Origin of the sequence: Pseudoalteromonas sp. MMG007 (assembly GCF_018100985.1) — a bacterium.
In the GTDB taxonomy this organism is placed as follows: Bacteria; Pseudomonadota; Gammaproteobacteria; order Enterobacterales; family Alteromonadaceae; genus Pseudoalteromonas.
In genome coordinates, this window is record NZ_JAGJEI010000001.1 from 778,867 (window position 1) to 791,398 (window position 12,532).

Consider the following 12,532-nt stretch of genomic DNA (forward strand, 5'->3'; position numbering starts at 1 on the left):
TTACTTATTAATGCTTTAATTAGTGGTTAAAATTATCAGCAAGCGCTTTTAAATAGTGTTTAATGTCTTCATCACTGAAATGGTGTTTTTTTAATACTTTAGCAATAGCTCCATTTTTTATAATAGTTTTAAGGCCTGCCTCAAACTGAGCAATTTGTTTGTCAGCATTTGGGTTGTTTTTAGATACAATTAAGTGCAGCTTATGAATTGCTAAATGTGGGAGTAGGTATTCAATTTCTTGCTCTTCACTTTTTAGTAATTTTGGGCTGTGATCAAGCCAATACTCTCCCACTTCTTTTGGGCCTGCAACCAGATCTACCCGTTCGTTTTGTAATAAATATAAGCTATTAATTAAGTTACTAGTAGAGGTTAGAGACAGTCTAGGATCTAGCGAAAATTCAGTACTAACAGGATCACCAGCTTCTTTACAAATATTATAAGGTAGTAAAGACTCAAGCGAGCCATCGTAGTTAATTGTACTTTTTTTAAGTTTAAAAAGCCCTGAATGCGCAACGGCTAGTGGGCGTGAATAATCAAAAATTTCGCCTCTTTGCTTTGAATAAAAAGCACCAAGAATAGCTGTTTTTTTTTGTTTTTCTAAAAGATTAAGAGAGCGATTCCAAGAGGTAAATTCTATTTCGGTATTTATATTTTGACTTTTTAAAGCAAGTTTAGTTATTTCAAACAACCAGCCATTATTTGGTAGCTCTTCGGAGAAGTACGGAGGGAAATTTTCGGTCACTATATGCCAGGTTTGCTCACTTTTAGCTTTAAACGCATTTAAAGCCAGTACTACAAAAATTAGCAACCGCAACATGTATTGTCCTTAACTATTTAAATACTTTAATTAAATAATAGTCAGAAAATAAAATTATGCGAAAGGTGTACTAATTAATTCTTGTGATTGTGGTGTAGCCACTAAGTATGAGCCTTGCGTGTACCAGTCTCCTAATACTGTGCGCGTAAGCGTTTTATTGTTTAGCGTGTATGTATGAACGTTAGGGCGGTGAGTGTGGCCGTGTATCATATTGCTCACATCATGCTTTTTAAACGTTTCAATAACAGCCTCTTCTACAACATCTAAAATTTCTATTGGCTTGTCGGCTTGGCTTAATTTACTTTTTTCACGTGCGTTGCGGGCTATTTTTTTTCTATACCAAAGCGGCATAGCTAGCATAAGCTTTGGCCACCACCAACCACGACTTTTCTTACGAAATTTTTGATATTCAGTATCTTGAGTACACATTTCATCGCCATGTAAAATAACGGTCGGTGTCCCGTATAAATCGATCACGGCTTGTTCGCTTAAAAGTGTCATGCCAGCTAAGTTTGCATATTGCTCTCGCATAATAAAGTCGCGGTTGCCATGTATAAAATAGACTGGTGTACCTGCATTACTCACAGCTTTTAAATGCTTAGCTACGTCGCTTGCAAGTTCAGTGACGTAGTCATCACCTACCCATACTTCAAAAAAGTCACCTAAAATATAAAGCGCATCAACGTCTTGATTTAGAATATTAGATTTTAAAAATTTGAAAAAAGCAGCGCTAATATCAGGTCTATTTTCACTTAAATGTAAATCAGCAATAAAGTATGTCTTACGAGTCATAAGGATGTCTTTTCGATATTAATAAAGCGGGTGTATGCCTATTGCATAAACACCCGCTGATACTCCACATTACGTGGGTAAATGTACTATTAGCTAACAGTAACGTTTTCGATGATCACGTCTTCAAGAGGTACGTCTTGGTGAAAACCGTTGCTACCTGTCGCTACACCTTTAATTTTTTCTACAATGTCCATGCCTTCAACTACTTCAGCAAACACACAGTAACCCCAGCCTTGTGATGTTTCGCTGCTGTGGTTTAAGAAATCGTTGTTGTTAACGTTAATAAAAAACTGTGCAGTAGCTGAATGAGGATCAGGCGTACGTGCCATTGCTAAAGTACCTACTTTATTAGATAGGCCGTTGTTAGCTTCGTTTTGAATCGGATCGTTAACGTCTTTTTGTTCCATACCTGGCACAAAACCACCGCCTTGAACCATAAAGCCATCAATTACACGGTGAAAAATTGTACCGTTGTAAAAACCAGCATTTGCATACTCTAAAAAGTTTTTAACTGTGTTTGGTGCTTCCGCTTCGTGCATTTTAATGGTGATGTCACCAAAGTTTGTGTGTAGAACAACCATGAGGTTTCCTGTATCTGGTTTAAATAGTCGCGCTATTTTATCTTAGTTAGCTAAGATTAACAAAGCGCTAGAGCCCATGCTTTGCAAGTGGTAACATACATTTTCTTGATAACAGTGAAGGACACCAACTAAATGGTACAAATATACAACACACTCACGCGACAAAAAGAACAATTTAAACCTATGGTCGAAGGAAAAATCGACATGTATGTGTGTGGTATCACCATTTATGATTACTGTCACATAGGTCATGCGCGTACATTTGTTGGGTTTGACGTAATAGTCCGTTACCTTCGCCATATTGGCTACGATTTAAAATACGTACGTAATATTACCGATGTTGACGATAAAATAATTAAACGTGCAAATGAAAACGGCGAGTCAATAAACGATTTAACACTTCGTATGACCAAAGCAATGCATGAAGATTTCGATAGTTTGAACATGTTACGTCCAGATGTTGAGCCAACAGTAACAGGGCACATGGATGAAATTATTGAAATGGTTGAGCGTTTAGTTGCTAAAGGTCATGCGTATGTAGCGGCTGATGGCGATGTATTATTTGATGTTTCAACATTTGAGCAATATGGCGCGCTATCTCAGCAAGATTTAACAATGCTTCAATCAGGCTCACGTGTTGAAGTGGCACAAGATAAAGACGATCCACTTGACTTTGTATTATGGAAAAAAGCCAAAGCAGGGGAGCCATCTTGGTCATCTCCATGGGGAGAAGGGCGCCCAGGTTGGCACATTGAGTGTTCAGCAATGAGCTCAAAGCATCTAGGTGAGCATTTTGATATTCACGGTGGGGGTTCTGATTTACAGTTTCCACATCATGAAAACGAAATTGCGCAATCGTGCTGTGCAAATAATGGTAAATACGTAAATACGTGGATCCATACGGGTATGGTGCAAGTAAACAAAGAAAAAATGTCTAAATCTTTAGATAACTTTTTTACTGTACGTGAAGTATTAAAAGCTTACGATGCTGAATCTGTTCGTTACTTTTTAATATCGGGTCATTACCGCAGCCAATTAAATTACTCGCAAGAGAATTTAGATCAAGCACGTTCGTCTCTTGAGCGTATTTACACAGCGCTCCGTGATGTAGAGCCGGTAGAATGCGATTTAGAAAGCAATGAGTTTGTAGCTAAGTTTAGAAAAGCAATGAGTGATGACTTTAATACACCAGAAGCATTACCTGTGTTGTTCGAACTTGCTAAAGAGTTAAACCGCGTTAAAGATACTGATACAGGTCAAGCTGGTAAGTTAGCGTTTATACTGCGCAGCCTTGGTGAAGTGCTAGGGGTTGCTCAACAAGCACCTGAGGCTTTTTTACAAGGCGGGCAAGATAATGATGAAGTTGCGACGATTGAAGCCTTAATAGTAAAGCGTAATGAAGCACGTGCGGGTAAAGACTGGGCTGCTGCTGATGAAGCTCGTGATGCGCTTAATGCATTAGGTGTAATACTTGAAGATTCAGCCGGTAAAACAACGTGGCGTAAAGCGTAAATGTTTTAAAAAATAGCTTTAAAATAAAGAGGGTTGCCAATTGGCAACCCTCTTTATTTAATCTGCATCTTAGTTAATATATTAATTATATTAAGTAATTTTAGCTGTGGTATTTTTCACATGCTTCTAATGTGTTCTCAATTAAGCTTGCTACTGTCATTGGGCCAACGCCGCCTGGTACAGGTGTTATAAAGTCAGCTTTTTGCTCAGCGACACTGTATTGAACATCACCTACTAATTTGCCAGTATCTAAGCGGTTTATACCTACATCAATAACTATTGCTCCTTCTTTAACCCAATCACCAGGGATAAACTCAGGCTTGCCAACAGCAACGACTAATAAGTCAGCACGGCGAACGTGTGTTTCTAAATCTTGTGTAAATTTATGGCATACCGTTGTAGTACAACCTGCCAGTAATAACTCAAGCGACATTGGGCGGCCAACTATATTAGATGCACCAACCACAACCGCATGCATTCCTTTATAACGCACACCTGTTGAATCAAGTAAGGTAATAATACCCTTTGGAGTACAAGGACGAAGCGCTGGCATACGCTGCGCTAAACGACCAATATTATAAGGATGGAAACCATCAACGTCTTTGTGTGGTGTAATGCGCTCTAAAATCTTTTCAGCGTCTAGGCCTTGTGGCAACGGTAATTGAACTAAGATACCGTCTACTTCAGCATCATTATTTAACTCATCAATTAAATCTAAAAGCGCTTGTTCAGTAGCGTCTGCTGGTAAATCAAAAGATTTTGAAATAAAACCAACTTCTTCACAGGCTTTGCGTTTTGAACCAACATAAACTTGGCTTGCAGGATCTTGTCCTACAAGTACTACTGCGAGTCCTGGTGCACGTAAACCATTTTTAACACGTTCAGATACACGTTCTGCTACTGCACTACGTACTTGTTTTGCGATTGCTTTACCATCAATGATGTTTGCCGTCATGGGTGACCTTTAATTAGGGTTAATTAACTTGATTCCGATACTTTAAAAAGTGAATGCATAAAATAGGGGTAGTAATGCCTATAAAGAATCTATTCTTTAAATTATCACTTTTTAATATAGAGGCTATTTTCGCAGAAAAGCACTAAAGCGCCAAGGTGCTTTTAAGCTATAAAATGCAAGAAGCGTAAAAAGAGTTTAAATTTTAAACCCTACATTGCAATATTTAACCATTGTGAGCTAAAAATAAGCAGTTGATTGGTTTTCTTAAAAAAACGTTTGACCTAACCCCGTCAAATCACTATTATGCACCCCGTTGTCAACGAGGTCATTCGTTAACAATAGTAAGCATCGGCGATTAGCGCAGTTTGGTAGCGCACTTGGTTTGGGTCCAAGGGGTCGCAGGTTCAAATCCTGCATCGCCGACCACTTTTAAAAAGTAAGCTTATTTGTACGCTATGAAGTTTTCGATGCGCCCATAGCTCAGCTGGATAGAGCAACGCCCTTCTAAGGCGTGGGTCGAAGGTTCGAATCCTTCTGGGCGCACCATGTTGAAAACGTGTAAATATAGCGGTGATTGTAGCTCAGTTGGTAGAGCCCCGGATTGTGATTCCGGTTGTCGTGGGTTCGAGCCCCATCAGTCACCCCAATTTACATTGAGTATCGGCGATTAGCGCAGTTTGGTAGCGCACTTGGTTTGGGTCCAAGGGGTCGCAGGTTCAAATCCTGCATCGCCGACCACTTTCTTATAAGTGGTCTTAAATTCAAAGTTTAAGTATTCACAATTATATATCGGCGATTAGCGCAGTTTGGTAGCGCACTTGGTTTGGGTCCAAGGGGTCGCAGGTTCAAATCCTGCATCGCCGACCACTTTCATTATATCAAATAATGAAACGTGAAAATTAACACTCTATAGTCCACATCTTATCTATATATCCAAATTCAATAATAAAATTTTAATTACTGGCAATCTAATTAGTTTGTTTTTTATTCGGTTGTGCGCGATCAGTGCCGATCTAGCCTAAATAATTGCCCCCTGCACTCGACTCTCATGATTATTAGGTTATAATGCCGCGTCTATTGTTTAACATAGTGCCCGAAGGGCAGAGCAGCAATGATATCTCATGGTAGCGACGGATGTATTTAAGCATTAAATTTAGCTTAAATTTTATCAAGACTCATGAAGGTACTTTGTTTGTAAGGAAGGCGAACAGTCGCCAAAATTGAATATTGAGGTAAATCATGCAAGTTTCTGTTGAGACGACTCAAGGCCTTGAGCGCCGTCTGACCATCACCGTTCCTGCAGAGAACGTTGAGACCGAAGTAAAAAAACGCTTACAACAACTGTCAAAAACACAGCGTATTGATGGTTTCCGTGCTGGTAAAGTTCCAGTTTCAGTAATTAACAAGCGTTTTGGTCCTGCAGTTCGTCAAGAAGTTGCTGGCGAAGTAATGCAACGTAATTACATTGAGGCAATCGTTGCTGAAAAAATTAACCCTGCTGGCGCACCATCATTCGCTCCAAAATCTCTTGAAGCAGGTAAAGATTTAGAATTTTCAGCTACGTTTGAAGTTTACCCTGAAGTTGAAGTTCAAGGTTTAGATAAAATTGCTGTAGAAAAACCAGCAGTTACAGTAACTGACGAAGATTTAGCAAACATGCTAGAAACACTTCGTAAACAACACGCTTCTTGGGCAGATGTTGATACAGCTGCTGGCGAAAACGACCGTGTAACTGTTGATTTCGTAGGTACTATCGATGGTGAAGTATTTGAAGGCGGTAAAGCTGAAGACTTCCCATTAGAACTTGGCCAAGGTCGTATGATCCCAGGTTTTGAAGATAACATCGTAGGTAAAAAAGCAGGCGAAGAAGTAGTTGCTGATGTAACTTTCCCTGATGACTACCACGCTGAAAATCTTAAAGGTAAAGCGGCTCAATTCACTATCACAGTGAAAAAAGTTGAAGCGCAAGAGTTACCTGAATTAAGCGAAGAGTTTGCAACTAAATTCGGTGTTACCGAAGGCGGCGTAGACGCGCTTAAAGAAGAAGTTAAAAAGAACATGACACGTGAGCTTGACCAAGCGGTTAAAGCTAACGTGAAAGACCAAGCAATTAAAGGTCTTTTAGAAAATAACGAAATTGAAGTGCCAAAAGCACTTGTTGATCAAGAAGTTGACGCACTACGTCAGCAAGCAGCTCAACGTTTTGGCGGCGACGCTAAAAACATGCCTGAGCTTCCAGCTGAATTGTTCCATGAGCAAGCTGTAACACGCGTTAAAACTGGCCTTTTATTAGGTGAAGTGATCAAAGCTAACGACATCAAAGTTGATGATGCTAAAGTTGAAGCACTAATCGCAACAGTAGCATCTGCATACGAAGATCCAACTGAAGTAGTAGAATACTACAAAGGTAATGATCAACTAATGCAGCAAATGCGTAATGTAGCAATGGAAGAGCAAGCAGTTGAAGCTATTTTAGCTAAAGCAAATGTTTCTGACGTTGAAAAAGCATTTGACGACATCATGAATCCGCAGCAAGGTGCTTAATAAGTCATTGACTTAAGCTCTCGCTAACGATTAAATGGCTCGTGTTACTCTGTTTATGCAGTGTGCCCGGGCCATTTTAGTTTGTGGCTCTTAATTTGCGAAAAATGATAACTATGCTTTTCTTATAGTGAAGGATAAGTATAAGCGCATAAGGAATTAAATAAGTATGAACACTGGTATTACAGATCCCCTAAACGCATTAGTCCCTATGGTTGTTGAACAAACGGCTAAAGGCGAGCGCTCGTATGATATTTATTCGAGATTATTAAAAGAGCGTATTATCTTTTTAACAGGCCAAGTTGAAGACAACATGGCAAATCTAATTTTAGCGCAAATGCTATTTTTAGAATCAGAAAACCCTGACAAAGATATCTTTTTATATATCAACTCACCAGGTGGTTCAGTTACTGCAGGCATGGCAATTTACGATACAATGAACTTCATCAAACCAGATGTAAGCACAATTTGTGTTGGTCAAGCAGCAAGCATGGGCGCATTTTTACTTACAGCGGGTGCTAAAGGTAAGCGTTTTTGTCTACCAAACTCACGTGTAATGATTCACCAACCATTAGGTGGTTTCCAAGGTCAAGCGTCTGATTTTGAAATACACGCTAAAGAAATTCTGTCTATTAAAGACAAACTTAACCGCTTAATGGCTGAGCATACAGGCCAACCATTAGATGTTATTTCACGCGATACAGATCGTGATAACTTTATGAGTGCATCACAAGCTGTAGACTACGGACTTGTAGACTCAGTATTTACAAATCGCGATAGCAAGTAAGCGTGTAGGCAAGCAAACTATTGCTTGCCACTATGAGTTACTATGCGAAAACCAGTAAATTTTGGTATAGTTAAAAGCGAATTTGAATAGTTGCCAACTGGTTTGGCAGCCAACGTATAAAATGAGGTAGCTGAATGTCTGACACTCCTACAGACGGCGACAAAAGTAATAAATTGTTATACTGTTCTTTTTGTGGCAAAAGCCAGCATGAAGTTCGTAAATTAATTGCAGGTCCTTCAGTATACATTTGTGATGAATGTGTAGAGCTGTGTAACGATATCATCAGGGAAGAAATCAAAGACATTGCTCCTAAGCATAATGCGTCTGATAAACTACCTGTGCCAAAAGAAATTCGTAATCACCTAGACGACTACGTAATTGGTCAAGACCATGCTAAAAAAGTATTGTCAGTAGCGGTATACAACCACTACAAACGCTTGCGTAACCAATCTACTAAGCAAGAAATTGAACTAGGTAAAAGTAATATTCTACTTATTGGCCCAACAGGTAGTGGTAAAACATTACTTGCAGAAACGCTAGCACGCCTATTAGATGTGCCGTTTACTATGGCTGATGCTACAACATTAACCGAAGCCGGTTATGTAGGTGAAGATGTAGAAAACATCATTCAAAAACTATTGCAAAAATGCGATTACGATGTAGAAAAAGCCCAGCGCGGTATTGTTTACATTGATGAAATTGACAAAATTTCTCGCAAATCAGATAACCCATCAATCACACGTGATGTATCAGGTGAAGGTGTGCAACAAGCACTACTTAAATTGATTGAAGGTACTGTTGCTTCGGTTCCACCACAAGGTGGTCGTAAGCACCCACAGCAAGAGTTTTTACAAGTAGACACATCTAAGATCTTATTTATTTGTGGTGGTGCATTTGCAGGCCTAGATAAAGTAATTGAGCAGCGTAGCCATAAAAACACTGGTATTGGTTTTGGCGTTAACGTAAAAGAGTCTGCGGCGAGCCGTTCTTTAAGTGATACATTTAAAGACGTAGAGCCAGAAGATTTAGTTAAATACGGCTTAATCCCTGAGTTTATCGGTCGTCTACCGGTTGTTGCTACGTTAACTGAACTTGACGAAGCAGCGCTTGTGCAAATTTTAAGTGAACCTAAAAACGCGATTACTAAGCAATTCTCTGTATTGTTTGGTATGGAAGATGTTGAACTTGAATTTCGTGATGACGCCTTAGCTGCAATTGCTCACAAAGCAATGGAGCGTAAAACAGGTGCTCGTGGTCTTCGTTCGATTGTTGAAGGTGTATTACTTGATACCATGTACGAACTACCGTCTATGGACGATGTAAGCAAAGTGGTTATTGATGAAACCGTTATTAAAGGTGAGTCAGACCCAATCTTGATTTATGAAAACAATAAACAAGACAAAGCCGCATCTGAGTAGTTTTTAAGCTATTTGCATAAAAAAGGAGCCTTAGGCTCCTTTTTTTATAATTAATTTAGTCGAGTAGGGGAAAATTGTTGAACTTTAATTAGTTTATCCCCATATACTTGAGTAATCTTTTAAATAAATAAAGTGCGAAGAGAAAATATAATGACGCTTGAGAGAACCGACCGAGTCGAAATCCCAGTCCTAGCACTGCGCGATGTTGTGGTATATCCACACATGGTGATCCCGCTTTTTGTTGGCCGTGAAAAATCAATAAAATGCCTAGAAGCGGCAATGGACAAAGACAAACAAATTTTCTTGGTTGCACAAAAAGATGCAACTGTAGATGAACCCGAACAAGACGATATTTACCGTATTGGTACTATTGCCACTGTACTTCAGTTATTAAAATTACCAGACGGTACAGTGAAAGTTTTAGTTGAAGGTACACAACGCGCACAAATTGAAGAATTTGTAGATAACGATGACTTTTTTGTTGCTAACGCCCAATTTATTGAATCTGATTCGGTAGACGAGCAAGAGCAAGATATATTTATTCGCAGCGCTATTAGCCAGTTTGAAGGCTACGTAAAACTAAACAAAAAGATTCCACCAGAAGTATTAACCTCTGTGTCGGGTATTGATGAGCCAGCACGTCTGGCCGACACAATGGCAGCGCATATGCCGCTTAAAGTGCCTGAAAAACAAAAAGTGCTAGAAATCTCAAGTGTGACTGAACGCTTAGAGTATTTAATGGCGTTGATGGAAGGTGAAATAGACTTACTGCAAGTTGAGAAGAAAATTCGTACCCGCGTGAAAAAGCAGATGGAAAAATCTCAGCGCGAGTATTACCTCAACGAGCAAATGAAAGCCATTCAAAAAGAGCTTGGTGAGCTTGATGATGTGCCTGATGAATTTGAAGCGCTTAAAAAGCGTATTGAAGACTCTGGCATGCCTGATGAAGCTAAAGAAAAGGCCACTACTGAGCTTAATAAGCTTAAAATGATGTCGCCAATGTCTGCTGAAGCCACGGTTGTGCGTTCTTACATTGATACGTTAATTAACGTGCCATGGAAAAAGCGCTCTAAAGTGAAAAAAGATTTAGCGGGCGCGCAAAAAATTCTTGATAGCGATCACCACGGCTTAGATAAAGTTAAAGAACGTATTATTGAGTACCTCGCAGTACAACAGCGTACAAATAAGCTCAAAGGGCCTATTTTATGTTTAGTGGGTCCTCCAGGTGTTGGTAAAACATCTTTAGGGCAATCAATAGCGCGCTCTACTGGCCGTAAATATGTGCGTATGGCTTTAGGTGGCGTACGTGACGAGGCTGAAATTCGTGGCCATCGTCGTACTTACATTGGTTCTATGCCAGGCAAGCTAATTCAAAACATGTCTAAAGTGGGCGTTAAAAACCCATTATTCTTGTTAGATGAAATTGACAAAATGTCATCAGACATGCGCGGCGACCCAGCATCAGCATTGTTAGAAGTACTTGATCCTGAGCAAAATAGCCATTTTGCCGATCATTACCTTGAAGTAGATTACGATTTATCTGACGTTATGTTTGTAGCCACATCAAACAGCTTTAATATCCCGGGCCCATTATTGGACCGTATGGAAGTTATTCGCTTATCGGGTTACACCGAAGATGAAAAGCTAAACATTGCAAAAGAGCACCTTATTACTAAGCAAGTTAAACGTAATGGTTTAAAAGATAACGAGGTAGTAATAGAAGATAGCGCTATTATTGGCATTATTCGTTATTACACGCGTGAAGCGGGTGTACGTAACCTAGAACGTGAAATATCTAAACTGTGCCGTAAAGCTGTTAAAAACATCTTGCTAGAAAAAGACACTAAAACTGTGACTATCAATCAAGATAACCTAGAAGACTTTTTAGGTGTGCAGCGCTTTGATTATGGTAAAGCTGAAGATGGTAACCGTATTGGCCAAGTAACTGGTTTAGCGTGGACAGAAGTAGGTGGCGACTTACTTACTATTGAATGTGCGGCTGTTCCAGGTAAAGGCAAGTTAAGTTACACAGGTTCACTGGGTGATGTAATGCAAGAGTCGATTCAGGCTGCGATGACTGTTGTTCGTAATCGTGCTGATACATTCCGTATTAATAGCGATTTTTACGAAAAACGCGACATACACGTTCACGTACCTGAAGGTGCAACACCTAAAGATGGCCCAAGTGCCGGTGCTGCTATGGTTACGGGTTTAGTGTCTAGCTTAACGGGTAACCCTGTAAAAGCTGATGTTGCAATGACAGGCGAAATAACACTGCGTGGTGAAGTATTGCCAATTGGTGGCCTTAAAGAAAAGTTATTGGCTGCGCATCGCGGTGGAATTAAAACAGTCATCATTCCAAAAATTAACGAACGTGACCTAAAAGAGATCCCAGACAACGTGCTGGCAGGTCTTGATGTTCACCCTGTTACGTGGATTGACGAGGTGTTAAAGCTTGCTTTAGTGCATCCTGTTGAGAGTTTTTCGCCCGAAACACCGAAAAACCAATAAAAAACCCAAAAAAAGTGCTTCTTAGGGCTTTTCAAATCTAAACGGTATGATAAGTTAAGCACTGGTTTTCAAGCCTAGCCCTTATGGGGCCTAGGCTTAAGAAAAATATAATCATGTGAGCATTAAAAGTTTGCTCTAAAATTTTCAAAAAAGTGATGTTAGTTTAAAAAACCATCGCTCTTGATAATAACAATGAAAGAGGATGATATTGTGAATAAATCTCAATTAATCGATCAAATCGCAGCTGACGCTGACATTTCTAAAGCGGCTGCAGGTCGTGCACTAGATTCATTCATCGGATCTGTATCTGGCGCGCTTAAAGATGGCGATTCAGTTGCACTTGTAGGTTTTGGTACTTTCTCAGTACGTGAACGTGCTGCACGTTCAGGCCGTAACCCACAAACTGGTGAAACTATTCAAATTGCTGCAGCTAATATCCCAGCTTTCAAAGCCGGTAAAGCGCTTAAAGACGCAGTAAACTAATCACTGTTTTACACACATTAGTTATGGCGAGTGTAAAGATACTGATTCACCACAACAGATGAATTAAGTAACTTTACCGCCAGTTACTTCAAGTGAAAAAGCGTATCTGGTAAGATACGCTTTTTTTACATGTGA

General features: G+C 39.7%; 10 protein-coding genes and 5 tRNA genes. 11 read left to right on the plus strand and 4 right to left on the minus strand.

What is annotated here, in order from left to right; all coding sequences use genetic code 11:
* Positions 1 to 19 precede the first annotated feature (19 nt).
* From J8L71_RS03705 to J8L71_RS03715, 3 genes are all read right to left on the minus strand, one after another.
* Positions 20 to 817, minus strand: coding sequence for a transporter substrate-binding domain-containing protein (locus tag J8L71_RS03705; RefSeq protein WP_210999314.1), 798 nt, complete (start codon positions 815 to 817; stop codon positions 20 to 22).
* A 54-nt stretch (positions 818 to 871) separates the two neighbouring features.
* Complete coding sequence (locus J8L71_RS03710) at positions 872 to 1,609, minus strand: UDP-2,3-diacylglucosamine diphosphatase (protein ID WP_210999315.1); 738 nt, start codon at positions 1,607 to 1,609, stop codon at positions 872 to 874.
* 89 nt (positions 1,610 to 1,698) lie between these two features.
* A complete protein-coding gene (locus J8L71_RS03715) occupies positions 1,699 to 2,190 on the minus strand; it encodes a peptidylprolyl isomerase (RefSeq protein ID WP_210999316.1) in 492 nt (163 codons plus the stop codon).
* Between the two features lie 132 nt (positions 2,191 to 2,322).
* Between J8L71_RS03715 and cysS the strand changes: the two genes are divergently transcribed.
* On the plus strand, positions 2,323 to 3,702 hold the full coding sequence (gene cysS / locus J8L71_RS03720) for a cysteine--tRNA ligase (RefSeq protein ID WP_210999317.1): 1,380 nt from the start codon (positions 2,323 to 2,325) through the stop codon (positions 3,700 to 3,702).
* 100 nt (positions 3,703 to 3,802) lie between these two features.
* Here the strand turns inward: cysS and folD are convergent, their stop codons facing one another.
* Positions 3,803 to 4,657 carry a bifunctional methylenetetrahydrofolate dehydrogenase/methenyltetrahydrofolate cyclohydrolase FolD gene (folD, locus tag J8L71_RS03725; protein ID WP_138682929.1) on the minus strand — a complete coding sequence of 285 codons (855 nt, stop codon included), beginning with the start codon at positions 4,655 to 4,657 and terminating at the stop codon, positions 3,803 to 3,805.
* Between the two features lie 349 nt (positions 4,658 to 5,006).
* On the opposite strand from folD, the gene J8L71_RS03730 reads away from it, so the two are divergent.
* From J8L71_RS03730 to J8L71_RS03775, 10 genes are all read left to right on the plus strand, one after another.
* Positions 5,007 to 5,083, plus strand: a tRNA-Pro gene (locus tag J8L71_RS03730).
* Positions 5,084 to 5,126: 43 nt separating this feature from the next.
* Positions 5,127 to 5,203, plus strand: a tRNA-Arg gene (locus J8L71_RS03735).
* 24 nt (positions 5,204 to 5,227) lie between these two features.
* Positions 5,228 to 5,303: transfer RNA gene (locus tag J8L71_RS03740), tRNA-His, on the plus strand.
* A gap of 15 nt (positions 5,304 to 5,318) precedes the next feature.
* Positions 5,319 to 5,395: transfer RNA gene (locus J8L71_RS03745), tRNA-Pro, on the plus strand.
* Positions 5,396 to 5,447: 52 nt separating this feature from the next.
* Positions 5,448 to 5,524: transfer RNA gene (locus J8L71_RS03750), tRNA-Pro, on the plus strand.
* 372 nt (positions 5,525 to 5,896) lie between these two features.
* Positions 5,897 to 7,201: a trigger factor gene (gene tig, locus J8L71_RS03755; protein WP_058548411.1), complete on the plus strand. Its 1,305-nt coding sequence runs from the start codon at positions 5,897 to 5,899 to the stop codon at positions 7,199 to 7,201.
* A 166-nt stretch (positions 7,202 to 7,367) separates the two neighbouring features.
* Positions 7,368 to 7,985 (plus strand): ATP-dependent Clp endopeptidase proteolytic subunit ClpP, encoded by a 618-nt coding sequence (gene clpP, locus J8L71_RS03760; protein ID WP_058548410.1) that lies wholly within the window; start codon positions 7,368 to 7,370, stop codon positions 7,983 to 7,985.
* Between the two features lie 134 nt (positions 7,986 to 8,119).
* Entirely contained in the window at positions 8,120 to 9,403 is a 1,284-nt protein-coding gene (clpX, locus tag J8L71_RS03765; protein WP_210999318.1) for an ATP-dependent protease ATP-binding subunit ClpX, read from the plus strand.
* 150 nt (positions 9,404 to 9,553) lie between these two features.
* Positions 9,554 to 11,914, plus strand: a complete 2,361-nt coding sequence (gene lon / locus J8L71_RS03770) for an endopeptidase La (protein ID WP_138682927.1) — start codon at positions 9,554 to 9,556, stop codon at positions 11,912 to 11,914.
* Positions 11,915 to 12,106: 192 nt separating this feature from the next.
* Positions 12,107 to 12,397 (plus strand): HU family DNA-binding protein, encoded by a 291-nt coding sequence (locus tag J8L71_RS03775; protein ID WP_158657444.1) that lies wholly within the window; start codon positions 12,107 to 12,109, stop codon positions 12,395 to 12,397.
* The last annotated feature ends 135 nt before the right edge of the window (positions 12,398 to 12,532 follow it).